25 protein-coding genes are annotated in these 21633 nt (G+C 71.1%); 11 read left to right on the top strand and 14 right to left on the bottom strand.

The features are described from left to right. Nucleotides 1-184: 184 nt before the first annotated feature. From ACIQPQ_RS21995 to ACIQPQ_RS22010, 4 genes are all read right to left on the bottom strand, one after another. Complete coding sequence (locus tag ACIQPQ_RS21995; protein WP_383768230.1) at nt 185-631, bottom strand: SsgA family sporulation/cell division regulator; 447 nt, start codon at nt 629-631, stop codon at nt 185-187. 98 nt (nt 632-729) lie between these two features. Then, nucleotides 730-1596: an IclR family transcriptional regulator gene (locus tag ACIQPQ_RS22000; RefSeq protein ID WP_401306125.1), complete on the bottom strand. Its 867-nt coding sequence runs from the start codon at nt 1594-1596 to the stop codon at nt 730-732. A 186-nt stretch (nt 1597-1782) separates the two neighbouring features. Then, nucleotides 1783-1995, bottom strand: a complete 213-nt coding sequence (locus ACIQPQ_RS22005) for a DUF5326 family protein (RefSeq protein ID WP_383768228.1) — start codon at nt 1993-1995, stop codon at nt 1783-1785. A 271-nt stretch (nt 1996-2266) separates the two neighbouring features. Beyond that, the gene (locus ACIQPQ_RS22010) at nt 2267-2584 is read right to left on the bottom strand and encodes a cupin domain-containing protein (RefSeq protein WP_383768225.1); all 318 of its coding nucleotides are present in this window, start codon (nt 2582-2584) and stop codon (nt 2267-2269) included. A 48-nt stretch (nt 2585-2632) separates the two neighbouring features. Between ACIQPQ_RS22010 and ACIQPQ_RS22015 the strand changes: the two genes are divergently transcribed. The 5 genes from ACIQPQ_RS22015 to ACIQPQ_RS22035 all read left to right on the top strand — a co-directional run bounded on the left by ACIQPQ_RS22015 (nt 2633) and on the right by ACIQPQ_RS22035 (nt 6521). Beyond that, nucleotides 2633-3010: a phage holin family protein gene (locus ACIQPQ_RS22015; RefSeq protein ID WP_401306126.1), complete on the top strand. Its 378-nt coding sequence runs from the start codon at nt 2633-2635 to the stop codon at nt 3008-3010. Nucleotides 3011-3017: 7 nt separating this feature from the next. After that, the gene (locus ACIQPQ_RS22020) at nt 3018-3554 is read left to right on the top strand and encodes a low molecular weight protein-tyrosine-phosphatase (RefSeq protein WP_401306128.1); all 537 of its coding nucleotides are present in this window, start codon (nt 3018-3020) and stop codon (nt 3552-3554) included. After that, complete coding sequence (locus tag ACIQPQ_RS22025; protein WP_401306129.1) at nt 3551-4705, top strand: cystathionine gamma-lyase; 1155 nt, start codon at nt 3551-3553, stop codon at nt 4703-4705. Before ACIQPQ_RS22020 ends, ACIQPQ_RS22025 begins: the two co-directional genes overlap by 4 nt. 324 nt (nt 4706-5029) lie before the next feature. Next, a complete protein-coding gene (locus tag ACIQPQ_RS22030) occupies nt 5030-5935 on the top strand; it encodes a LysR family transcriptional regulator (RefSeq protein WP_401306131.1) in 906 nt (301 codons plus the stop codon). A 103-nt stretch (nt 5936-6038) separates the two neighbouring features. Then, nucleotides 6039-6521 carry an NUDIX domain-containing protein gene (locus tag ACIQPQ_RS22035; RefSeq protein ID WP_401306132.1) on the top strand — a complete coding sequence of 161 codons (483 nt, stop codon included), beginning with the start codon at nt 6039-6041 and terminating at the stop codon, nt 6519-6521. Between the two features lie 35 nt (nt 6522-6556). Here the strand turns inward: ACIQPQ_RS22035 and ACIQPQ_RS22040 are convergent, their stop codons facing one another. Together ACIQPQ_RS22040 and ACIQPQ_RS22045 are read right to left on the bottom strand one after the other, a co-directional pair. Continuing rightward, nucleotides 6557-8287, bottom strand: a complete 1731-nt coding sequence (locus tag ACIQPQ_RS22040; RefSeq protein WP_401306133.1) for a globin domain-containing protein — start codon at nt 8285-8287, stop codon at nt 6557-6559. Nucleotides 8288-8696: 409 nt separating this feature from the next. After that, nucleotides 8697-9329 (bottom strand): HAD family hydrolase, encoded by a 633-nt coding sequence (locus ACIQPQ_RS22045; RefSeq protein WP_401306135.1) that lies wholly within the window; start codon nt 9327-9329, stop codon nt 8697-8699. 218 nt (nt 9330-9547) lie between these two features. Between ACIQPQ_RS22045 and ACIQPQ_RS22050 the strand changes: the two genes are divergently transcribed. After that, nucleotides 9548-10414, top strand: a complete 867-nt coding sequence (locus ACIQPQ_RS22050; RefSeq protein ID WP_401306136.1) for a GNAT family N-acetyltransferase — start codon at nt 9548-9550, stop codon at nt 10412-10414. Nucleotides 10415-10552: 138 nt separating this feature from the next. Here ACIQPQ_RS22050 and ACIQPQ_RS22055 read toward each other — a convergent pair whose 3' ends face one another. Together ACIQPQ_RS22055 and ACIQPQ_RS22060 are read right to left on the bottom strand one after the other, a co-directional pair. Then, on the bottom strand, nt 10553-10978 hold the full coding sequence (locus ACIQPQ_RS22055) for a heme-binding protein (RefSeq protein WP_401306137.1): 426 nt from the start codon (nt 10976-10978) through the stop codon (nt 10553-10555). Between the two features lie 116 nt (nt 10979-11094). Beyond that, a complete protein-coding gene (locus ACIQPQ_RS22060) occupies nt 11095-12303 on the bottom strand; it encodes an MFS transporter (RefSeq protein WP_401306139.1) in 1209 nt (402 codons plus the stop codon). Nucleotides 12304-12447: 144 nt separating this feature from the next. Here ACIQPQ_RS22060 and ACIQPQ_RS22065 point away from each other — a divergent pair, with 144 nt between their 5' ends. Together ACIQPQ_RS22065 and ACIQPQ_RS22070 are read left to right on the top strand one after the other, a co-directional pair. Then, complete coding sequence (locus ACIQPQ_RS22065) at nt 12448-12912, top strand: MarR family winged helix-turn-helix transcriptional regulator (RefSeq protein ID WP_401306140.1); 465 nt, start codon at nt 12448-12450, stop codon at nt 12910-12912. A gap of 33 nt (nt 12913-12945) precedes the next feature. Further along, the gene (locus ACIQPQ_RS22070) at nt 12946-13398 is read left to right on the top strand and encodes a GNAT family N-acetyltransferase (protein WP_401306142.1); all 453 of its coding nucleotides are present in this window, start codon (nt 12946-12948) and stop codon (nt 13396-13398) included. A gap of 148 nt (nt 13399-13546) precedes the next feature. Here the strand turns inward: ACIQPQ_RS22070 and ACIQPQ_RS22075 are convergent, their stop codons facing one another. Next, on the bottom strand, nt 13547-14935 hold the full coding sequence (locus tag ACIQPQ_RS22075; RefSeq protein ID WP_401306143.1) for a serine hydrolase domain-containing protein: 1389 nt from the start codon (nt 14933-14935) through the stop codon (nt 13547-13549). A gap of 148 nt (nt 14936-15083) precedes the next feature. Here ACIQPQ_RS22075 and ACIQPQ_RS22080 point away from each other — a divergent pair, with 148 nt between their 5' ends. Continuing rightward, nucleotides 15084-15650 (top strand): dihydrofolate reductase family protein, encoded by a 567-nt coding sequence (locus ACIQPQ_RS22080; RefSeq protein ID WP_401306144.1) that lies wholly within the window; start codon nt 15084-15086, stop codon nt 15648-15650. A 63-nt stretch (nt 15651-15713) separates the two neighbouring features. Here the strand turns inward: ACIQPQ_RS22080 and dnaB are convergent, their stop codons facing one another. Next, nucleotides 15714-17186, bottom strand: coding sequence for a replicative DNA helicase (gene dnaB, locus ACIQPQ_RS22085; RefSeq protein WP_383768182.1), 1473 nt, complete (start codon nt 17184-17186; stop codon nt 15714-15716). A 483-nt stretch (nt 17187-17669) separates the two neighbouring features. Here dnaB and ACIQPQ_RS22090 point away from each other — a divergent pair, with 483 nt between their 5' ends. Further along, nucleotides 17670-19004 carry an MATE family efflux transporter gene (locus ACIQPQ_RS22090; protein WP_401306146.1) on the top strand — a complete coding sequence of 445 codons (1335 nt, stop codon included), beginning with the start codon at nt 17670-17672 and terminating at the stop codon, nt 19002-19004. A 240-nt stretch (nt 19005-19244) separates the two neighbouring features. Here ACIQPQ_RS22090 and rplI read toward each other — a convergent pair whose 3' ends face one another. From rplI to rpsF, 4 genes are all read right to left on the bottom strand, one after another. Next, the gene (rplI, locus tag ACIQPQ_RS22095) at nt 19245-19691 is read right to left on the bottom strand and encodes a 50S ribosomal protein L9 (protein ID WP_383768177.1); all 447 of its coding nucleotides are present in this window, start codon (nt 19689-19691) and stop codon (nt 19245-19247) included. Between the two features lie 17 nt (nt 19692-19708). After that, complete coding sequence (gene rpsR, locus ACIQPQ_RS22100) at nt 19709-19945, bottom strand: 30S ribosomal protein S18 (RefSeq protein WP_130439187.1); 237 nt, start codon at nt 19943-19945, stop codon at nt 19709-19711. Nucleotides 19946-20024: 79 nt separating this feature from the next. Continuing rightward, nucleotides 20025-20633: a single-stranded DNA-binding protein gene (locus tag ACIQPQ_RS22105; RefSeq protein ID WP_401306147.1), complete on the bottom strand. Its 609-nt coding sequence runs from the start codon at nt 20631-20633 to the stop codon at nt 20025-20027. Between the two features lie 79 nt (nt 20634-20712). Then, nucleotides 20713-21003, bottom strand: a complete 291-nt coding sequence (gene rpsF, locus ACIQPQ_RS22110) for a 30S ribosomal protein S6 (RefSeq protein ID WP_187621978.1) — start codon at nt 21001-21003, stop codon at nt 20713-20715. 263 nt (nt 21004-21266) lie between these two features. Here rpsF and ACIQPQ_RS22115 point away from each other — a divergent pair, with 263 nt between their 5' ends. Continuing rightward, entirely contained in the window at nt 21267-21578 is a 312-nt protein-coding gene (locus tag ACIQPQ_RS22115) for a hypothetical protein (protein ID WP_383768171.1), read from the top strand. Nucleotides 21579-21633: the final 55 nt, after the last annotated feature.

Raw genomic sequence — 21633 nt, forward strand, 5'->3', positions numbered from 1 at the left:
GGACCGGCGGGGGTGCCGGTGCCCGGCGCGAAGCCTGCCCGTGCCCGGCGACCCCGCCTGCTCCGCTGATCGCCTGATCGTCTGATCGGCGCCGTCGCCGGGCACCTCGGCGCCCGGACCCGTGATCCAGCCCAGCAGAAGCGTTCCTGCACAGCCGTACCGGACCCCGCCGAGGGCGGTCCGCTCAGCCCGCGCTCTGTTCCTCGGCGAGAATCCGGTCCAGGGTCTCGTCGAGGTGGGCGCCGAAGTCGGCGAACGCGCCCTCCTGGCCCAGCGGGACCAGCTTGTCGGTGCGGTCCAGGAACGCCACCAGCGGAGCCGCCGAGGAGCGGAACACCGCCTGGTCGGCGCCCACCTGGAGCCGGATGAGCACCTCGCCCAGCACGTCCCGGTCGGCGGGCTCGACCCGTACGTCGCCCTCGCCGCACGCCCGGCCCACCCCGTCGATGAGCAGCTCACGACCGAACGCCCAGGTCACCGGGGCATCCCCGGGGAGGTGGAAGGTGAGCCGCACGGCGTACGGATCGCAGGTCTCGTAGCCGAGTTCCACCGGGATGCGGAACGACAGCTCCTCGGAGACGAGGAAGTTCATCATGACCTCTGCCTGTACTGCCTGTACGGACTCGCGCATCGCCTAACCCCGTCATGCCGTCGAATGGCCGGTAATCACCCTTTGACACCTTGAGGCATCTTGCTGAACGTACACGCGAGATCACAAGGAGTGAGTTTTCAGATACTGATAGAGAGCGCCAGCGCCCCCAGCACGCGCGCCACCTGGTCCTGGAGCTGCTGCGCCGCGGACAGCAGCCGGTCGGCCTGGTGGGCGGGGAGGGAGATGGCCATCGTGGCCGCCGTCGTCCCGACGGTGAGGGGGATCGCGGCACACACCGTGCCCAGCGCGTACTCCTGACGTTCGATCACCGTCTCCAGCCGCCGGGTCCGGGACAGCCGTCGCAGCAGGGTGTGTTCGTCACGGACGGTGTACGGGGTGATCGACCGGGCGGGATAGCGGTCGAGGTGGTCGCGGCGGGCCTCCTCGTCCAGCTGGGACAGCAGGCACTGGCCGATGGCGTGCGCGTGCCCCGTCTCACGGAAGTCGGCCCACTCCTCGACCGCCGGGGTGCCCGGGGTGTCGGACACGCACATGACCTCGATCTCGCCCTCGCTGTACCGCGCGTAGTAGACCGGCACACCGATCGAATCCCGCCACTGCGCGAGGGTGTCCACGACGGTGCTGCGACGTTTCTGCGCCGCTCCGCTGCTGCCGAGGCGTTCGGCCGCCTCCCCGAGGAAGAACATCCCCTTGTCCCGGCGCAGATAGCCCTCGTGGACCAGGGTGCGCAGCAGGTGGTAGGCGGTGGGGAGCGCCAGTCCGGTCTCCCGCGCCAGTTGCTTCGCGGGGGCGCCGCCGGTGTGCCCGGCGACGGTCTCCAGGAGGCGCATGGCGCGCTGGACCGAGCCGATGAGGGTCGCCGCGGGGTGCGGCTGTTCGGGGACGCCTCTGCTCGCCGGGCGCTGGAGCGGGGGCGTGACGGAGCGGGCGAGGGCGAGGGGCGGGTACTGCTCCGCGGGTACGGCGGCGTCAACCGTGGCCAAGGGTCACTCCCGAAGCGCGAGAGGGCGGTCCGTGCGGGGAACACGGGAGGGGGAACGCCGCTCGCGTCTCCACGACGGGTTCCGGACGTTAACGGCGCGCCGCCGCCGTCGGTCCTGCCCCGCGGGAAACTTCCCCCGGCCGAGGGACCCCCGCCGACCGTCACCGGCCGCGGGCGCCCCGGACGCTCACCAGTCGCCGCGCGAGGAGGATCTCGCGGTGAACTTCCGCACCACGTAGACCAGTCCGCCGACCAGGGCGACGAAGACCAGCAGCTTGAAGAGCAGTCCGATGAGGAAGCCGACGACGCTGGCTATCAGGCCGCCGAACACGACGAGCGCGATGACGGGCACCGCCACCCACTTCACCCACCACGGCAGTCCCGCGAAGATCTCCTGCATCGTTCTCGCCCTCGTCCTTGTCCTCGTCCGTCCGGTGTCCGGCTCCTCGGGCGGGGCCGGATCATCTCGATGTCCTGCCGTCGATGCTAGAGCGGAGAGGGGTGTCCGCGGACGCATCGCATCCCTTGTCCTCCCCTGACCCGTCCCTGAGGGAACCCCGAGACGCGCCCTCCACCGGAAGGCAGGGTCCGAGGTGAAACCGGGAGGGGCGGAGCGCAGGTCACACGTCGCGCGGAGGGCCGGCGGGCGGCATGGAGCGGTCGTCGGGCGGTCAGCTCTCCGGCGGCGAGAACACGACCAGGACCCGCAGGTCCTCGCTGATGTGGTGGAACTTGTGCGCCACCCCGGCCGGGACGTAGATCACGCTGCCCCGCGCCACCTGGGTGGTCTCCAGGCCGACGGTGATGGCCGCGCGCCCGCTGACGACGAAGTAGACCTCGTCCTGGCTGTGCGGGTTCTGCGGATCGTGCTGCCCGGCATCGAGGGCGTACAGGCCGACCGACATGTTCCGTTCGCGGAGAAACTGCAGGTAGGCGCCGTCGTTGGCGGCCCGTTCGGCCTCCAGTTCGTCCAGCCGGAATGCCTTCATCGCTCTCGTCCGCCCTCGTAGCCGATCTGTTCTGCCACGATCAGACACATGAAGAATTTCGTAGTCAAGACGATCGCCAACGCGGGCGCCCTGCTGGTCGCCGTGTGGCTGCTCGACAAGATCACGCTGACCGGCGACAGCACCGGTGGGAAGATCGGCACCCTGCTCGTGGTGGCGCTGCTCTTCGGCCTGGTCAACTTCCTCGTCAAGCCGGTCGTGCAGGTCCTGACCTTCCCGTTGTTCATCCTCACCCTCGGCCTGATCACCCTGGTGGTGAACGCGCTGATGCTGCTGCTGACGTCGTGGCTGGCCGACAAGCTGGACCTCGCCTTCCACGTCGACGGCTTCTGGACGGCGGTGCTCGGCGGTCTGATCATCTCCGTCGTCTCCTGGGCGCTCAACGTCGTCCTGCCCGACGAGGACTGACCGGGCGATGGTCTATCGCGTCTGCTTCGTCTGCACCGGCAACATCTGCCGTTCTCCGATGGCCGAGGCGGTGTTCCGCGCGCGCGTGTCGGACGCCGGTCTCGACGGCCTGGTCGAGGTCGACAGCGCCGGGACGGGGGCGTGGCACGTCGGCGAGGACGCCGACCCGCGCACCCTCTCGGTCCTGGCGGAGAACGGGTACACGCTCACCCACACCGCCCGCGTGTTCGAGCGGTCCTGGTTCGCGCGCCTCGACCTCGTGCTCGCCCTGGACGGCGGTCACCTCCGGGACCTGCGCCGCCTCGCGCCGACCGACGAGGACGCGCGCAAGGTCCGCCTGCTGGGCTCCTACGGGCCCGCGGGCGCGGACGGCCGCGATGTGCCCGACCCGTACTACGGCGGCCGTGAGGGCTTCGAGGAATGCCTCCAGAGGGTCGAGGAGGCGAGCGCCGGACTGCTGGCCGCCGTGCGCGACCATGTGCAGGGGCCGGACCGGCGCCCCGGCCCCGCCGGACGAGCAGCAGCAGAAGGACATACGGCATGAACGATTCCGCAGAGCCCTCGGCGGCAGGAGGGCCCGGCGAGGGCACGCGCGCGGTGCGGGCCGGACTCCCGGAACCCGTGAAGTACGAGCCCACACTGCCGGGCCCCGTGTTCGCCGCGCACTTCCACCTGCCGGGCGACCCCACCGGCCCGTACACCTACGGCCGCGACCAGAACCCGACCTGGACGCACCTGGAGCACGCCCTGGGCGAACTGGAGGCGCCGGGACGGGACGACGTCGAGACGCTGGTCTTCGCCTCCGGCATGGCCGCGATCTCCGCCGTCCTCTTCTCGCAGCTGCGCGCCGGGGACACGGTCGTCCTGCCCTCGGACGGCTACCAGGTCCTCCCCCTGGTCCGCGCGCAACTGGAGGCGTACGGCATCGAGGTGCGCACCGCGCCCACCGGCGGCGACGGCCAGCTCGACGCGCTGGACGGGGCGCGGCTGCTGTGGATCGAGTCGCCGTCCAACCCTGGTCTCGACGTCTGCGACATCCGGCGGCTGGTGGCGGAGGCCCACGCGCGCGGCGCCCTGGTGGCCGTCGACAACACGCTCGCGACACCGCTCGGCCAGCGTCCGCTGGAGCTGGGCGCGGACTTCTCGGTGGCCAGTGGCACCAAGCAGCTCACCGGGCACGGGGACGTGCTGCTCGGCTACGTCACCGCGCCCGCGGGTGCGCCGATGACGGCCGTACGGGGCTGGCGCAAGATCGTCGGCGCGATTCCGGGGCCCATGGAGGCGTGGCTCGCGCACCGTTCGCTCGCCACGCTCGCCCTGCGCGTGGACCGGCAGAGCGCGACCGCGCTGGCGGTCGCGGAGGCGCTGCGGGGACGGCCCGAGGTGACCGGGCTGCGCTATCCGGGGCTGCCCGACGACCCGTCGCACAAGGTGGCCTCGGCGCAGATGCGGCGCTACGGCTGCGTGGTCTCCTTCACGCTGCCCACGCGCGCGCGGGCCGAACGCTTCCTGGAGGAGCTGCGGTTCGTGGACGACGCGACGAGCTTCGGCGGGGTGCGGTCGACGGCGGAGCGGCGCGGGCGCTGGGGCGGGGACGCGGTGCCGGAGGGCTTCGTACGGCTCTCGGTGGGTGCCGAGGACCCCGCGGACCTGGTGCCGGACCTCCTGCGCGCGCTGGACGCGTCCGCGTCCTGAACGCCTCTCCTTGAGCGCCGTAGACCGACTCTCTGCCTGTGCTGGCCCGTCCGTGGCCGTCGGTTCCGGGTCGTCCGGCCAAGGGCGTCGCGTTCCGGGTGGCCGGTGAGCGGGGCGGGCCTCGTACGCCGGACGGTCCGAGCCTCCCCCCTCGTGGCTCGGACCGTCCGCGGCTCCGCGTACGAAGAACCGCGCGGTCAAGGCTAGTTGACTCTGTGTCAGTGTCCAATCACAGTAGCCGCAGAGGCCTATCGACTTATTTATAGGTGGACCCGGCCCAGGCAGGCGAAAGGCGGGAAACGACGCGGAAGGGGAGGGCGCTCCGTGGATCTGGCCTTGCTGCGGACCTTCGTGACCGTGCACCGGGCCGGTTCCTTCACCCGGGCCGCCGCGCTGCTCGGCCTCTCCCAGCCCGCCGTCACCTCACAGATACGCACGCTCGAACGCCAGCTGGGACGCCCCCTGTTCCTGCGGCAGGCCCGCGGTGTGACGCCGACGACCATCGGCGACGAACTCGCCCACAAGGCGGCCCCGCATCTCGACGCCCTGGTGGAGATCACCGAGACCGGCCTGGACGAGGACTCGTCGATACGGTCGCTGCACCTCGCCGGACCGCCCGAGTTCACCGCGGAACGGGCCCTCCCCGCCCTCACCCGGCTGGCCGGGGACGACCCGCAGGGGCTCGCCCTGCGAGCGTCCTTCGGGACCGCAGAGGAAGTCCTGGAGGGCCTCGCCGCGGGCCACCACGACCTCGCCATCAGTACGGCCCGGCCGCGCGGCGCCCTGCTCACGGCCACACCGTTGTGCGACGAGGAGCACGTCCTGGTCGCCGCCCCGCGCCGAGCGGGGCTGATCGGCACCGAGCGGTCCCGCCGTGAGGGGGCCCGCGCCCTGGAGAACCTGCCAGTCGTCGAGGTGCACGAGTCGCTGCCCTTCGTCGCCCGCTACTGGGCGTCCGTCTTCGACTCGCTCCCCGCCGCCTCGGGCACAGTCATCGTCCCCGACCTGCGGGCGGTGCTGGCCTGCGCGGTGGCGGGCGCGGGCCTCGCGGTGCTGCCCCGCTACCTCTGCGAGGCCGCCCTCGCCCACGGCACCCTCGTGGAGCTGTACGAGCCCGCGGTGCCGCCGCTGCGGACGTATGTCCTGGTGGTGCGTACCGGCACCCTGGCGATGCCGCACATCGCACGCGCCCACGAATGGCTGCTGACCTCGGCCTCCGCGTGGTGCTGAACCGGTCCTGATCCTCCGTCCCGGAGGCCGTTGGCGTCGGGCGAGGTTTCACGTGAAACAGGCCGCATGTTTCACGTGGAACCAGCCGGGCCACATTTCTCCCATGACCGTCCGACCCGTGGTCAAGCGCACCGCACGTGCCGTCCTGCTGGACGGCGACAACCTGATCCTGATCAAGCGCACCAAGCCCGGCGTCGACCCGTACTGGGTCACCCCCGGCGGCGGTGTCGAGCCCAAGGACCCCACCGTCGTCGACGCCCTGCACCGCGAGGTGTACGAGGAACTGGGGGCCAAGATCACCGATGTGGTCCCCTGCTTCGTCGACACCGTCGAGCACATCGGCGAGGACGCCGCCACGACCGGTGTGAAGGTGCAGCACTTCTTCGTGTGCAACCTGGAGTCCATGGACCCTGCCCTGCGGCACGGCCCCGAGATCGACGAGCCGACCGGGGAGTACGAGATCGTCCGCGTGCCGTTCACCCGGGTCGGGATCGCCTCCGTCCATCTCGTCCCGCTGTCCCTGCGGCACTACCTCGACGGCAACATCGAGGGAGTGCGCGCGATGCAGGCACCCGACCTGGGCTGACCCCGCCCCGGGACCGGACGAGGAGGGGACGTGGCTCAGCTGCCGCTGGCGACCAGTTCCTCCACCGAGTCGTGCCGGATGTGTTCGAGCGGGATGCCCGCGCCGCGCAGGGCGTCCACCCCGCTGCGGATCATGCCGGGCGGCCCGGAGACGTAGGCGTCGTACCCGGTCCAGGGGCCGAAGGTCCGGATGGCGTCGGGGAGCTGGCGCTGGTCGTGGCGGTCGATGACGGGGCGGACCTCCAGCCAGGGGTGGGCCTGCTTGAGCCGCAGCAGGGTGTCGATGTCGTAGAGGTCGTGGTCGCTGCGGGCGCCGTAGAACACCTCGACGGGGCGGCGGGAGCCGTGCTCGGCGACGTCCTCGACGAGAGCCTTGAGAGGCGCGATGCCGGTGCCGCCGCCGAGGCAGAGCAGTCCGCTGTCCCGGGTGTGGTCGACGGTCATCGAACCGGCCGGTGGGCCAAGGCGGACGATGTCGCCGAGCTGGGCGCGGTGCACGAGGGCGTTGGAGACCCAGCCGGCCGGGACGGCCTTCACGTGGAGCGTCAGCAGGCCGTCGGAGCGGGGCGCCGAGGCGAAGGAGTAGTGCCGCCAGATGCGGGGCCACCAGGGCGTCTCCAGGCCCGCGTACTGCCCGGCGAGGAAGGGGTAGGGCTGGTCCGGTCGCAGGGTGAGCACCGCGATGTCCGCCGTACGGGCCTCGTGCGCGACGACCTCCGCGTACCACCAGGCGGGCGCGCGCAGTTCGTCGGCCGCCGCCGCGTCGATCATGACCTGGGAGATCGTGGTGTACGCCCGTATCCAGGCCGCCTCCGTCTCCGCGTCCCAGACGGCGTCCGCGTACTTGCTCAGGGCGCCGATGAGGCACTCCCCGACCGCCGGGTAGTGCTCGGCGCGGGTGCCGTACTTGCGGTGCCCCCGGCCGAGGTTCTGCAAGTAGTCGACGAGGACGGGCGTGTTGTCGATGTGCTCGGCGGCGGTGAGCAGCGCCTTCAGCAGCCGGTCCCGCTGGGCGTCCATGGCGGGCGGGAAGAGCGAGCGCAGGTCGGGGTGGCGGACGAAGAGAAGGGCGTAGAAGTACGAGGTGACCTTGTCGGCGACGGCTCCCACCTCGGCCATGGTCCGGCGGATGAGGACGGCGTCCGGCGAGGCGCTCCGGAAGGCGGTCGAGGACTCCCCCGGGGACTGGTCACCGGGAGAGGCGGCCCGCTGGGCGGGGACGTGGACCTTGGGTGGGGCGGTACGCCTTGGCGGGGCGGGCTGCGCGGAGGGAGCGGGCCGGGCGGGCTCGCCGGGCGGGGTGGGTGCGGCGGGGACGGTGCGCGGTTCGGGGGCCGCCTGCGTCTCCGTCACCAGGGTCCGGCCCGGCTCGGTCCGGGCGTCCGGGCAGCGGGTACCCGCCGCGGCGGGTACACCCGCCGGGGGAGCCGCGGCAGGGGTCGGAGCGGGGTTCGCGCCAGGAGATCCGGCGGCGGGCGGGGCAGGGGCCGTGGGTGCTGCTGCCACCGGGGCCTGTCCGGGGCGGGCGGGTATGCGTTCCTGCGGGGCGGCCCGAGGCGGCGCGCCGGCGGGGCCGGGGGCCGTGGACCGTCCCACCGGGCGAAGTGCCGCCAGGCGTCGGCCCTCGGCGCCGAACGGGCCGGGCGGTGTGCCGTCGGCGGTGGGATCGGGCTGCTTGCGCGGAGTGAACCATCCCTCCCCGCCGGGCGTGCCGTTGTCGGCCGACCTGGGGGTCGGAGCGTCCATGGTGTGCCTCGCCTCGAACATCTTTCGGTCGGTCTGCGCCCTTCCGTGCTCGGAAGGTGCCTGCTTCCCCCGCAGACGGCTTGCCTCTCCGTTCCGTTCCCCGGCCGGTGCGACCGGGTCGACCCCCGCGCGTACGGTCGCGTCCGGCCGGGCGGTACGAGGGAACGGCACGTCCGTGGGTCCCCTCGGCGCAGCATCCCGTCGACGGGGACGCGCCGGTCGCGAATCCGACTTCGTGGGTCTTCGATCTCTCCGTCCCGTTAGGCTGCGTTGCCCCGTTTCGCGGCCCGGCCGGAACCCTCTTGCGCCACTGCGCACAGCACGCTTCCGGACACGAACCGGAGTCGACCATACCGGGCGGCGGGCGGCACACAAGCCCCTCCTTCTCTCTCGGCGGAAAGTGCCAGGGGCGAATGGCCGGTTCCCTCAACTACCGGACGGGGCGCACCAATTCATAGGCTTCCCACAGATCTCTCCCCGTGTAGGCGTGGGTGGCCAGACCGGACAGATGACGGTCCGCGTTGACCGCCACGGAGCACGGGACCACGCCGAACAGGTCCCGGTCGGAGAGGGAGTCGCCGTAGGCCACGCAGTCGGCGCGGCTCACCCCGAACTCCGCGCACAACCGGTCGGCGATCAGCACCTTGGCCGCGGCGCTGAGCACACCGGCGGGGTCCACGGGCTCGGTGAAGGGGACGGCGGGGAACCGGGAGCCGTGGGCAGCGTGCGCGCCCCACGCGGTCAGGCGCTCCACGAAGAAGGACGGCGACAGCGACACGACGGCGCAGTACTCCCCCCGGTCACGGATCTCCGACCAGACCTCGCGCACGCGCGCCAGCCAGGGAGCCCCCTCGAACGCCGCCGTCACATGGGCGTCGGTGAGTCCGCTCCAGAGGGCGTGGGCGCGCCGCGCGTACTCCGGCGGATCGATCAGACCTGTCGCGACGGCACGGTCCAGCGCGACCGTCTCCGCTTCGAGGCCGAGCTGACGGGAGATCTCCACCGGAGCCGAGGTGCCGTAGAGCAACGTGCCGTCGAGGTCGAAGAGATGGAGTCGCGTCATGCGCCCGAGGCTAGCGGGAGGGACACGGCCTGACGGCGGCGTCTCGGAAGGCCCTTCGGGCAGAGATCGGGGGTCCGCTCGGCCTGTGCGCCGTCGTTGTTTCACGTGAAACGTCCGCCGCCCGACCGGGGGTTACGACCCACGGCTTGGCCAAAAGCGCGTACGTCTGCGGTGAATCAGGTGGACGCCAGGGGTCCCGGTCGGACAGCCTGGCCCGCGTGCCGACTCCTTCCCTCGCCGCTCTGCCCGTCCGTCGACTGACGCTCCGCGACCTCACCGCCTGCGCCGACCTGTCCGAGAACCGGGGGTGGCCGCGCGAGGAACACAAGTGGGGCCTCCTCCTCAGCGCGGGGCAGGGCTACGGCATCGACGACCCGGACGGCGGACTCGTCGGCGCCTGCGTGGTCACCGAGTACGGCCCGCCCGGCCGCCCGGACCTGGCGGCCATCGGCATGGTGCTGGTGGCCGAACGGCATGCGCGGCAGGGTGTGGGGCGACGCCTGATGCGGCACGTCCTCTCCCTCGCGGGCGCCACACCGCTCACCCTGCACGCGACGCCGTACGGCCTCCCTCTCTACGAGGAACTCGGGTTCAAGCAGACCGGCCGGGCCGAGATGGTGGTGGGCCGTTTCATCCCCGGCGGGGCGGAGCGGACCGAGGGGACGCGCCCGGCCACGGCCGAGGACCTCACCGCGATCCTCCGGCTGGACGCGGAGGTCTTCGGCAGCGACCGTACCCACGTCCTGGCCCGGCTGCCCGCCTTCGCCGACCAGGTGCGGGTGGCGGAGCGGGACGGCCGGATCGTCGGCTACGCGGCACTGTGGCCCAACATGCTCACCCACGTCGTCGGCCCGCTCGTCGCCCCTGACACCGCGACCGCCAAGGCGCTGGTGGCCTCGCTGGCGGAGCTGACCGACCGGCCGCTGCGCACCGACATCGACGTCCGGCACGAGGAACTGCTGACCTGGCTCAAGGCGAACGGCCTGGACTCGGTCGCCTTCAACGCCGTCATGGCATACGGCATCGGCGCGCTGCCCGGCGACGCGAGCCGCAGGTTCGCTCCCCTGACGGTGGCCGCGGGCTGAGACGTCCGGTCGGGTCTCAGGGCTGCTTCGGGCGGCGTAGCCCGGACACAGAAGACGCCGGTTCCCGAGAAGTGTCGGGAACCGGCGTCCTTGTACGCAGCGAGGATGCCGTGGGGCCCGTCGGCGCTGGGGGGGCTCTCAGACGAGGGTCTCCAGGGCCGTGACGGCGAAGGAGTGGTCCTGGTCCGGGGCGCCGCCGCCGACGCCTATGGCACCGACGAGGCGGCCGTCGCGGTGGATCGGCACACCGCCCGCGATGAAGAGCAGCGGTCGGTCGAGCGCGGTGGGCAGGGTGTGGAACAGCCCGCCCGGCTGCACGGCGTCCACCAGGTCGGCGGTCGGGGCGTTCAGCTGGAGCGCCGTGAACGCCTTGCGGTGGCTGGTCTCGCCGGAGATGAGGACGGCGCGGTCGTCACGGCGGAAGGCCAGCGGGTGGCCGCCCGCGTCCAGGACGGTGACGCTCACCGTGACCCCGGCGGCCTCGGCGGCCCGGCGGGCAGCCGTGACGAGCGTATCGGCGTCGTGGCTGGTCAGGGGCGCGACAGCGGTAGTGGCGGTGGTCATGGAGATCTCCTTGCGGGGTGGTGCGTGCGGTACGTGACGTGTGCGGTACGTGGTGGGGCGGTCCGGGGTGACCCGGTGTCTGGGGACGGCCCTGGCCCCGGACACCGGGATCGCGGTCACCGGTGAGCGGCTACGGGCTGCCCGGCGGGGATGTGGTCGGGGGTCGCGGCGGTGTGCGCGGCCTCGCGGCGCTCCAGGGCGGCCGACACGAAGGCCAGCACGAGGGCGGCCGCGGCCAGGGCGGCGCCGACCCAGTTCGGTGCCGTGTAGCCGAGGCCCGCGGAGATCACGAGGCCGCCGAGCCAGGCCGACAGGGCGTTGCCGAGGTTGAAGGCGCCGATGTTCACGGCCGAGGCGAGCGTCGGGGCGCCGTGGGCGTGGTCGAGGACGCGCTTCTGGAGCGGCGGGACGGTGGCGAAGCCGAGGGCGCCGATGAGGGCGATCGTGACGGCCGCGAGGAACTTGTGGTGCGCGGTGAGGGTGAAGAGCGCGAGGACGACCGCCAGGGCGCCGAGGGAGAGGTACAGCATCGGCATCAGGGCGCGGTCGGCGTACTTGCCGCCCACGAGGTTGCCGCCCACCATGCCGAGCCCGAAGAGGACCAGCAGCCAGGTGACGGACCCGTCGGCGTAGCCAGTCACGTGGGTCATCATCGGCGCGATGTAGGTGATGGCGGCGAAGACCCCGCCGAAACCGAGGACGGTCATCGCCATGGCGAGCAGCACCTGGGCGTTCTTGAAGGCGGCCAGTTCGTGACGCAGGCGCACTCCTTCGACCCGCGGCATGTCGGGCACCAGCTTGGCGATGCCGAAGAGGCCGAGGACGCCGAGCAGGGCGACGATGCCGAAGGTGACGCGCCAGCCGACGGTCTGTCCGACGAGCGTGCCGAGCGGGACACCGACGACGTTGGCGACGGTGAGACCGGTGAACATCATCGCGATGGCGCCGGCCTTCTTGTCCGGCGCGACCAGGTCGGCCGCGACGACGGAGCCGATGCCGAAGAAGGCGCCGTGCGCGAGCGAGGCGACCACACGGCCGACCAGCATCAGACCGAAGGTCGGGGCGACCGCGGAGAGCAGGTTGCCCACGATGAACAGGCCCATCAGCAGCATCAGCATCCGCTTGCGGGAGACCTTGGTGCCGAGGACGGTCATCAGCGGGGCACCGAACATGACGCCGAGGGCGTAGCCGGTCACGAGGAACCCGGCCGTGGGGATGGAGACCCCGAAGTCACCGGCGACCTCGGGCAACAAGCCCATGATCACGAACTCGGTCGTCCCGATGCCGAAGGCCCCGATCGCGAGGGCCAGGAGCGCGAGAGGCATGGTGTGGTACACCCTTCCCAGAAGATTGCAGGAGCGCTTTGCGTGCGTTCACAATAGTTGCAGACGCGGGTTAATTGCAAGCGCGGCATATTGCGCTCGTGCCCTATCCTGGGATCAGCCGCTCCGGGACGGAGGAAGACGCCCATGACTGCCACGGACCCCGCACTCACCTCGCTCGCTCAGGGCTGGTGCGCGCTCTCCCTGCTCCACGGGAGGATCGAGTCCCACATCGAGCGCGCGTTGCAGGCCCGGCACAGCCTCAGCGTGCGTGAGTACTCCCTGCTCGACGTGCTGAGCCGCCAGCACGACGGCGAGGGGGGGCACCTGCAGATGAAGCAGGTCGCCGACGCCGTCCTGCTGAGCCAGAGCGCGACCACGCGCCTGGTGACCCGGCTGGAGGACCGCGGGCTGCTGGAGCGCTATCTGTGCCCCACCGACCGGCGCGGCATCTACACCAACGTCACCGCGGCCGGTCTGGCGCTGCTCGAAGAAGCCCGCCCCACCAACGACACCGCCCTGCGCGAGGCGCTCGACGAGGCGGCGAAGAGCCCCGAGCTGCAGCCGCTCGTGCAGGTCGTGAAGTCCCTGAAGACGCCCATCGCCGCGTAGGGCCTGCCGACAGACCCTGGATAGGGTGCGGCCATGGGAGATCTCGAAGTACGCGCCGCGGTCGCCGACGACGTCCCCGCGATCGTCGGCATGCTCGCGGACGACCCGCTGGGCGCGACGCGCGAGTCGCCGGACGACCTCACCCCGTATCTGACCGCCCTGGAGCGGATCGGCGCGGACCCGAACCAGCGGCTGGTCGTCGCCGTCCGCGAGGGCCGGGTCGTGGGCACCCTCCAGCTGACGATCGTTCCGGGGCTCTCCCGGCGCGGGGCGACCCGGTCGATCATCGAAGGCGTCCGGGTGCACGCGGACGAGCGCGGCAGCGGCCTCGGCACGCACTTCATCGAGTGGGCGATCGAGGAGTCCCGGCGCGAAGGGTGCAGCCTGGTGCAGCTGACCTCCGACAGCAGCCGCACCGACGCACACCGTTTCTACGAGCGCCTCGGCTTCGAGGCCTCGCACGTCGGCTTCAAGCTCGCGCTCTGAACGCCCCTGCCCCGACGGCGGATGCGTCATGTTTCACGCGGGATGCGTCATGTTTCACGTGAAACATGACGCATCGTCCGCCACGAGCCGACGCGTCATCTGAGGCACCGGCGCTCTCGGCCGCCGCGCACCCGTCGGCCGACCGGCTCTACCCGATCCCGCGCCACCCCGCCGCATCGACACCACCGGGTACGGACGCGCCCTCCTCGTACGGCTGCCGGGTGAACACGAACGAGCCGAGGTCCAGGTGGTCCACGGTGCCGTCGGGCCGCCGTACGGCCCGCAGGGCCTCTCCCGCGAAGTATCCCTCCAGCCCCGTCCACGTGCCGTCGCCCGCGTCCCGGAACCGCGACCGTCGTCCGCCGCCGGAGAGCGGCCCCAGGCTGAGCCCTCCGTCGGCCGTGACGCGCAGCGCGAACGGGCTGGTCCCCCAGTACCACGGGCCCGCCAGCTCCAGTACCGCGTGGTCGACGTCCCGCAGTGGCCGCCACGGCTCCGGGATGCGCGGCTCGGCCTCGGCCACGATGCGTACGAGGTCGGCGCCGAGCTGGGTCACGGCCGGTCCGGAGGTGCAGTTGGCGAGGACCACCGCGGCGACGTCGTCGGCCACGTCGATGGTGAGGCTGGCCAGGAATCCCGGCACGGAGCCCGAGTGGCCCACGAGGGTCCGGCCGCCCTGGGTGTCGATGCGCAGGCCGAGCCCGTAGGTGCCGCCGTCGGCGAGGTCGATGGTCTCGGCGGGAGCGGCAGGGGTCCGCATCTCCCGTAGCGTCTCGGCGTCCAGCACGCGCGCGTCCCCCCGGACCAGGAAGGCCGCGAAACGCGCCAGGTCCCCGGTGGTCGACCAGAGCTGCCCGGCCGCCGCCATCGGCCCGTACTCCTCGGCGGGTTCGGGCAGCAGCACGTCCGCCCAGGGATGCACGGCCCATCCTCCGGCGTGCGGGGCCCGGGGCTGAGCACTCGTACGGTTCAGGTCCAGGGGTTCGAGCACTTCACGCCGTAGTACGTCCTCCCACGCGGCTCCGCGCAGTTCCTCGACGAGCGCGCCGAGAAGGCCGTAGCCGGGGTTGGAGTAGTGGAAGCGGCGGCCCGGCGGATGCAGGGCGAGCTGCGGCTCGCCGACGATGTCAGCGAGACCGGGACGCAGGGACCCCGGGGTCCGCTCCCACCACGGACCGGGCGGCTCGGCCGCCAACCCTCCGGTGTGCGCCAGCAGCTGAGCGATCGTCACCTCGCCGGTCCCCGCGTCCGGGACGTGCTTCACCAGCGGGTCCTGGAGGTCGAGGGCTCCTTCGTCCCGCAGCCGCATGACCAGGACGGCGGTGAACGTCTTGGTGAGGGAGCCGATCCGGTACTGCACGTCCTCGTCCGGAGCGTGCCCGTCCACCGAGGTCCGGGCCCCGTGCCACACCGCCCGCCCGCCCCGCACCACCGCGGCCACGAGCGAGGGCGCCCGCCCCTCGGCCTGGGCGAGCGCGATCCGGTGCAGCAGCGCCCGCCGCGTACCGGCGAGCAGTTCTTCGGGAGCAGTCGTCATTGCCCCAGTTCACCCGGCGCGGGTACCCGACGTCGAGTCCAGTCGGCCGATCGGCACCCACCGCGCGCACCTCCGGACCCGCGCGGCGATGACTTTCCCGGGCCACGCTGGTCTGTACGCCGGACACCCACGGACGGAAGGCCGGACCATGAGCAAACTGATCTACGGCATGAACCTGACCCTGGACGGCTACATCGCCGCACCCGGAGACGACATCAATTGGTCCGGTCCGCCGAGCGACGAGCTGTTCGAGTGGTGGCTCGGCCATGACCAGGCGAGCAGCCTGGCGCTGTACGGGCGCAAGCTGTGGGAGGCGATGAGTTCCTACTGGCCGACCGGCGACCAGCGACCCGACGCCACCCCGGCGCAGATCGCGTTCGCGCGGAACTGGCGGGACACGCCGAAGGTGGTGTTCTCCTCGACGATCGACAGGGTCGACTGGAACACCCGCCTGATCACCGGCGACGCGATCGCCGAGATCACCCGGCTCAGGGCCGAGGACGGCGGCCCGATGACCATCGGCGGCGCGACGCTCGCCGCAGCCGCGGTGCGCGCGGGATTGGTCGACGAGTACGTCATCGTCACGCATCCGGTCCTGGTGGGCAGCGGCACGCCGTTCTTCACCGCGCTGGACACCTGGGTGAACCTGAACCTGCTCGAGACGCGGACGTTTCCCAGTGGCGTCGTCATGACCAGGTACGAGACGAGACGCTGAACAGCAGCGTCCGCGCACCGGTCCGCCTCGGTGACCTGCCGATCTCTCCTGGGAGAGATCCCGTCAGGTCTGTGCCATGTCCACGAAGCGGGAGTAGTGGCCCTGAAAGGCCACCGTGATCGTCGCCGTGGGGCCGTTTCGGTGCTTGCCGACGATGATGTCGGCCTCGCCCGCGCGGGGGGACTCCTTCTCGTAGGCGTCCTCGCGGTGCAGCAGGATGACCATGTCGGCGTCCTGCTCGATGGACCCGGACTCGCGCAGGTCGGACACCATCGGCTTCTTGTCGGTGCGCTGCTCGGGGCCACGGTTCAGCTGCGAGAGCGCGATCACGGGAACCTCCAGCTCCTTGGCCAGAAGCTTGAGGTTCCGGGACATGTCGGAGACCTCCTGCTGGCGGCTCTCGGAGCGCTTGGCGCCGCCGGCCTGCATCAGCTGGAGGTAGTCGATGATGACGAGCTTGATGTCGTTGCGCTGCTTCAGGCGGCGGCACTTCGCGCGGATCTCCATCATCGACAGGTTCGGCGAGTCGTCGATGTAGAGCGGCGCGGACGACACCTCCGGCATCCGGCGCGCCAAGCGCGTCCAGTCCTCGTCCGTCATCGTGCCGGACCGCATGTGGTGCAGCGCGACGCGGGCCTCGGCGGACAGCAGGCGCATCGCGATCTCGTTGCGCCCCATCTCGAGGGAGAAGATGACGCTGGGGAGGTTGTTCTTGATGGACGCCGCCCGAGCGAAGTCCAGGGCGAGCGTCGACTTGCCCATCGCGGGACGGGCGGCGATGACGATCATCTGGCCGGGGTGCAGCCCGTTGGTGAGCGAGTCGAGATCGGTGAAGCCGGTGGGCACACCGGTCATCTCACCGCTGCGCGACCCGATCGCCTCGATCTCGTCGAGGGCGCCCTCCATGATGTCGCCGAGCGGGAGGTAGTCCTCGCTGGTGCGCTGCTCGGTGACCGCGTAGATCTCGGCCTGGGCGCGGTTGACGATCTCGTCGACGTCGTCGTCGCCCGCGTATCCCATCTGGGTGATGCGGGTGCCGGCCTCGACCAGGCGGCGCAGGACCGCCCGCTCGTGGACGATCTCCGCGTAGTACTCGGCGTTGGCGGCCGTCGGCACCGTCTGGACGAGGGTGTGCAGATACGACGCCCCGCCGACCTTGTTGATCTCGCCGCGTTTGGTCAGCTCGGCGGCGATGGTGATGGGGTCGGCGGGCTCGCCCTTGGCGTAGATGTCGAGGACGGCCTGGTAGATCGTCTCGTGCGCGGGCTTGTAGAAGTCGTGGCCCTTGAGGATCTCGACGACGTCGGCGATGGCGTCCTTGGACAGCAGCATGCCGCCGAGGACGGACTGCTCGGCGTCGAGGTCCTGCGGCGGCACCCGCTCGAAGGGGCTTCCGCCGTCCCAGCCCCCGCTGTCACGGTCGCGGTCGTGCTGGTCGTCCCGGCCCCGTCCGCCGTCGCGTCGCCGGGAGGCGGGCAGACGATCGCTGGGACCGCTGTCGGCCCACGGATCGTCCAAGGGCTCGGAAATGCTCAACCGAGCCACCTCCTCCCGTCCGCGCAGCGGACCTCGCCGTGCCCCTCATTTCTACGGCACGACACTGACAACTAAGGGGCCCAACTCCGCCTGCGGCGCGTCGGATTTGTAAGGGTTTCCCGGCCGACTCCGCACGGTGTTCCTCACCGGTGGACGGAGCGGGCGCCGGACCACGGTAGGCCCGCGGGCACCGTCAGCCAATCTGGTTATCCACAGGCCATGTGGACGACGGCCCGGATGCTGTGGAGAACTCGGCAAAACCTGTGCACGACCCGGTGGACAGTCCTGTGAACAAGCCCTCCCTCTTCCCAGGAGGACACCTCTGACCTGCCTCTTTCCCGTCCACCGGCTGTGCAGAAGAAAAACTTCCCCCATCCGGTCAAGATCCTCACCAAGCCTGCGCGGAGGCACACACAGGGAGTCACCAAGTAAGGGTCCCAGGTGGATTGCATCGCTTACCTGTGGACGATTACATTGGGGCCCATGACCCAGGCCCCCACGATCCCCCGGGCGGACCGGCGCCGACACGATCGGGAGATCGTCACGCTCGCCGTGCCCGCCTTCGGCGCACTCGTCGCCGAACCGCTCTTCGTCATCGCCGACAGCGCGATCGTGGGCCACCTCGGCACCGCCCAGCTCGCCGGGCTGGGCATCGCCTCCGCCCTGCTGATGACCGCGGTCAGCGTCTTCGTCTTCCTCGCCTACACCACGACCGGCGCCGTGGCCCGCCGTGTCGGCTCCGGCGACCTCCCCGCCGCCATCCGCCAGGGCATGGACGGCATCTGGCTGGCGCTGCTCCTGGGCGTCGCGGTCGTCGCCGTCGTCGTGCCCACCGCACCCGCACTCGTCGAGCTGTTCGGCGCCTCCGACACGGCCGCCCCGTACGCCACCACCTATCTGCGCATCTCGGCGCTCGGCATCCCGGCCATGCTCGTCGTCCTGGCGGCGACCGGCGTCCTGCGCGGCCTCCAGAACACCAGGACTCCCCTCTACGTCGCCCTCGCGGGCTTCGTCGCCAACGCTGTCCTGAACGTCGGCCTCGTCTACGGAGCGGACCTGGGCATCGCCGGGTCCGCCTGGGGCACGGTGATCGCCCAGTGCGGCATGGCCGCCGCCTACCTCGTCGTGGTCGTGCGAGGGGCTCGCCGCCACGGAGCCTCGTTGCGCCCCGATGCCGTCGGCATCCGCGCCTCCGCCCAGGCCGGCGTACCCCTGCTGGTGCGCACGCTGTCGCTGCGCGCGGTCCTGATGATCGCCACCGCCGTGGCCGCGCGGCTGGGGGACGCGGACATCGCCGCCCATCAGATCGTCCTGTCGCTGTGGAGCCTGCTGGCCTTCGCCCTCGACGCCATCGCCATCGCCGGACAGGCGATCATCGGCCGCTACCTGGGCGCCGGTGACGCCGAGGGGGCCCGCGCCGTGTGCCGACGCATGGTGGAGTGGGGGATCGCGGTGGGCGTCGCGCTCGGTGTGTTCGTGGTACTGGCCCGGCCGCTGTTCCTCCCCCTGTTCACCGGCGACCAGGCGGTCCGGGACGCCGCGCTGCCCGCCCTGCTGGTGGTGGCCCTCTCCCAGCCGGTCTGCGGCATCGTCTTCGTCCTGGACGGCGTCCTGATGGGCGCGGGGGACGGGCCCTACCTGGCCTGGGCCATGGTGCTCACCCTGGCGGCGTTCGCCCCCGTGGCGCTGCTCGTCCTTGCCCTGGGTGGTCTCACGGCACTGTGGGGAGCGATGACCATGATGATGGCGGTCCGGATGCTGACGCTCTGGCTCCGTACCCGGTCCGGCCGCTGGGTGGTCACCGGGGCGGTCCGCTGAATGTTTCACGTGAAACCGGCGAAAGCGGGTGTTTCACGTGAAACCACGAACGCGACGGGCAGCGCGCGACCAGTGAGACACGAGTTCCCACGCCCCGAACCCCCGACGAGCCGCAGGGCCTCCTCGGCGAGGCACCGCATGCGAAAGGGGCCGCATCCCTGAGGATGCGGCCCCTTTCTGCAACTCCGTGAGCCGATACAGCTCTATGAGCTGAGACGACTCGACGGGCCGAACTCGACGTCAGGCCGCGACGACCTCGATGGTGACCTTGGCGGCCACCTCGGGGTGCAGACGCACCGACGTCTCGTGGCCGCCCAGGGTCTTGATGGGCGTACCCAGCTCGATACGACGCTTGTCGACGTCAGGACCGCCGGCGGCCTTGATCGCGGAGGCGATGTCGGCCGGGGTGACGGAACCGAAGAGACGACCGGCGTCGCCGGAGCGGACGGCCAGACGGACCTTCACGCCTTCGAGCTGGGCCTTGACGCTGTTGGCCTGCTCGATGGTCTGGATCTCGTGGATCTTGCGAGCACGACGGATCTGCTCGACGTCCTTCTCGCCACCCTTGGTCCAGCGGATCGCGAAGTTCCGCGGGATGAGGTAGTTGCGAGCGTAACCGTCCTTGACGTCCACGACGTCGCCCGCGGCACCGAGGCCGGAGACCTCGTGAGTGAGGATGATCTTCATGTGTCGGTCACCCTCCCTTAGCGCGCGGTGGCGGTGTAGGGCAGCAGCGCCATCTCACGGCTGTTCTTGACGGCCGTGGCGACGTCACGCTGGTGCTGCGTGCAGTTGCCGGTCACGCGACGGGCACGGATCTTGCCGCGGTCGGAAATGAACTTCCGCAGCATGTTCGTGTCCTTGTAGTCCACGTACGTGACCTTGTCCTTGCAGAACGCGCAGACCTTCTTCTTAGGCTTGCGCACAGGCGGCTTCGCCATGGTGTTTCTCCTGTGTGATCAAGAAGTGGGATACGGTCCCGCCTCCGACCCGACAGGCCCGGTGAACCGGGCCCGGGGCCTAGAAGGGGGGCTCGTCCGAGTAGCCGCCGCCACCGCCGCCGCCGTTGCCGCCGGAGTTGCCACCCCAGCCGCCACCGCCGCCGCCCTGGTTGCCACCGGCGGGAGCGCCGGTCGCCCAGGGATCGTCCGCGGGAGCGCCGCCGCCCTGCTGGCCACCGCCGGGGCCGCCGCCCCAGCCGCCGCCCTGCTGGCCGCCGCCGCCACCGCCGCCGAAGCCGCCGCCCCCGCCCTGGCCACCGCGACCGGCGGTCTTGGTGACCTTGGCCGTGGCGTTGCGCAGGCTGGGACCGACTTCCTCGACGTCCAGCTCGTAGACCGTGCGCTTGACGCCCTCGCGGTCCTCGTAGGACCGCTGCTTCAACCGGCCCTGCACGACGACGCGCATGCCTCGCTGGAGCGACTCGGCGACGTTCTCCGCCGCCTGCCGCCAGACCGAGCAGGTCAGGAACAGGCTCTCGCCGTCCTTCCACTCGTTGGTCTGACGGTCGAAGGTGCGGGGGGTGGACGCGACGCGGAACTTCGCGACCGCCGCACCGGAGGGGGTGAAGCGCAGCTCGGGGTCGTCGACAAGATTGCCGATGACCGTGATGACGGTCTCGCCTGCCATGGGGAACCTCTCGGCGGGTTTGCTGCTGCTGGCTGGTGCTGCTGCTACTCGAGTCCCGAGTTCAGCTGAGCGGGGAAGCTCAGTGGGTCTCGGGGCGGAGGACCTTGGTCCGGAGGACCGACTCGTTCAGGTTGAGCTGGCGGTCGAGCTCCTTGACGACCGCAGGCTCGGCCTGCAGGTCGATGACCGAGTAGATGCCCTCGGGCTTCTTCTTGATCTCGTACGCGAGACGACGACGGCCCCAGGTGTCGACCTTCTCGACCTTTCCGTTGCCCTCGCGGACGACGGAGAGGAAGTTCTCGATCAGCGGGGAGACAGCGCGCTCCTCGAGATCGGGGTCGAGGATGACCATCAGTTCGTAGTGACGCATGTGGAACCCACCTCCTTTGGACTCAGCGGCCACGGTCGTTCCGTGGCAGGAGGGTTGTGATGCGTACGCAACGGTATCGGCCGCCACTGACAGTCAGGGGCCGGAGAACGGCCGTCCTGGGTCGGGCTGGGCAGACACCGGTGCAGACGGTACAGAGTACCCGCACAGCGCTTCCGGTTGAAATCCGGCCGGGGGGACCGTCAATCTGTACACATCGGGTGTGTATGGCGCTACGATGCGCCGTTTTCCGCAGGAGGTGCCCTATGGCACAGGCATTGCGACCCAACACCGCCGGCTCCCTGTTCGCCACCGACGGCAAGCCCCATCCGGTCCAGGACACGCTGATGGCCGTGACCCTGGTCCTCGGGGTGGTGGCCTTCGTCACGGCGATGTTCCACAGCCTCCACCTGCTCAGCTCGTGGGCCGGTCTGGTGGGGATCGGCACCGGCGCCTACGGGCAGTGGATCTCCGAGACCACACGTGAGCGCTTCGGGCTGATCCTGGGCCTCGGCGCCTCCGCCGTCGGCTTCTTCCTCGGCATGGCCCACGGCGGCCTCTTCGGCGGCCTCTGGTGACCCTCCGATGATCTGACCGGCCCCCGCGCCCGCTCCGCGCACGTCGGTACGGCCC

The organism is Streptomyces sp. NPDC091281, from assembly GCF_044757425.1.
Classification (GTDB): Bacteria; Actinomycetota; Actinomycetes; order Streptomycetales; family Streptomycetaceae; genus Streptomyces.

What these genes read in the sequence shown, in the direction of transcription:
- ACIQPQ_RS21995 (WP_383768230.1), bottom strand. Translation starts at nt 631, where the DNA reads ATGCGCGAGTCCGTACAGGCAGTACAGGCAGAGGTCATGATGAACTTC.
- ACIQPQ_RS22005 (WP_383768228.1), bottom strand. Translation starts at nt 1,995, where the DNA reads ATGCAGGAGATCTTCGCGGGACTGCCGTGGTGGGTGAAGTGGGTGGCG.
- ACIQPQ_RS22010 (WP_383768225.1), bottom strand. Translation starts at nt 2,584, where the DNA reads ATGAAGGCATTCCGGCTGGACGAACTGGAGGCCGAACGGGCCGCCAAC.
- ACIQPQ_RS22015 (WP_401306126.1), top strand. Translation starts at nt 2,633, where the DNA reads ATGAAGAATTTCGTAGTCAAGACGATCGCCAACGCGGGCGCCCTGCTG.
- ACIQPQ_RS22020 (WP_401306128.1), top strand. Translation starts at nt 3,018, where the DNA reads ATGGTCTATCGCGTCTGCTTCGTCTGCACCGGCAACATCTGCCGTTCT.
- ACIQPQ_RS22025 (WP_401306129.1), top strand. Translation starts at nt 3,551, where the DNA reads ATGAACGATTCCGCAGAGCCCTCGGCGGCAGGAGGGCCCGGCGAGGGC.
- ACIQPQ_RS22035 (WP_401306132.1), top strand. Translation starts at nt 6,039, where the DNA reads ATGACCGTCCGACCCGTGGTCAAGCGCACCGCACGTGCCGTCCTGCTG.
- ACIQPQ_RS22040 (WP_401306133.1), bottom strand. Translation starts at nt 8,287, where the DNA reads ATGTTCGAGGCGAGGCACACCATGGACGCTCCGACCCCCAGGTCGGCC.
- ACIQPQ_RS22045 (WP_401306135.1), bottom strand. Translation starts at nt 9,329, where the DNA reads ATGACGCGACTCCATCTCTTCGACCTCGACGGCACGTTGCTCTACGGC.
- ACIQPQ_RS22055 (WP_401306137.1), bottom strand. Translation starts at nt 10,978, where the DNA reads ATGACCACCGCCACTACCGCTGTCGCGCCCCTGACCAGCCACGACGCC.
- ACIQPQ_RS22060 (WP_401306139.1), bottom strand. Translation starts at nt 12,303, where the DNA reads ATGCCTCTCGCGCTCCTGGCCCTCGCGATCGGGGCCTTCGGCATCGGG.
- ACIQPQ_RS22065 (WP_401306140.1), top strand. Translation starts at nt 12,448, where the DNA reads ATGACTGCCACGGACCCCGCACTCACCTCGCTCGCTCAGGGCTGGTGC.
- ACIQPQ_RS22070 (WP_401306142.1), top strand. Translation starts at nt 12,946, where the DNA reads ATGGGAGATCTCGAAGTACGCGCCGCGGTCGCCGACGACGTCCCCGCG.
- ACIQPQ_RS22075 (WP_401306143.1), bottom strand. Translation starts at nt 14,935, where the DNA reads ATGACGACTGCTCCCGAAGAACTGCTCGCCGGTACGCGGCGGGCGCTG.
- ACIQPQ_RS22080 (WP_401306144.1), top strand. Translation starts at nt 15,084, where the DNA reads ATGAGCAAACTGATCTACGGCATGAACCTGACCCTGGACGGCTACATC.
- ACIQPQ_RS22090 (WP_401306146.1), top strand. Translation starts at nt 17,670, where the DNA reads ATGACCCAGGCCCCCACGATCCCCCGGGCGGACCGGCGCCGACACGAT.
- rplI (WP_383768177.1), bottom strand. Translation starts at nt 19,691, where the DNA reads ATGAAGATCATCCTCACTCACGAGGTCTCCGGCCTCGGTGCCGCGGGC.
- rpsR (WP_130439187.1), bottom strand. Translation starts at nt 19,945, where the DNA reads ATGGCGAAGCCGCCTGTGCGCAAGCCTAAGAAGAAGGTCTGCGCGTTC.
- ACIQPQ_RS22105 (WP_401306147.1), bottom strand. Translation starts at nt 20,633, where the DNA reads ATGGCAGGCGAGACCGTCATCACGGTCATCGGCAATCTTGTCGACGAC.
- rpsF (WP_187621978.1), bottom strand. Translation starts at nt 21,003, where the DNA reads ATGCGTCACTACGAACTGATGGTCATCCTCGACCCCGATCTCGAGGAG.
- ACIQPQ_RS22115 (WP_383768171.1), top strand. Translation starts at nt 21,267, where the DNA reads ATGGCACAGGCATTGCGACCCAACACCGCCGGCTCCCTGTTCGCCACC.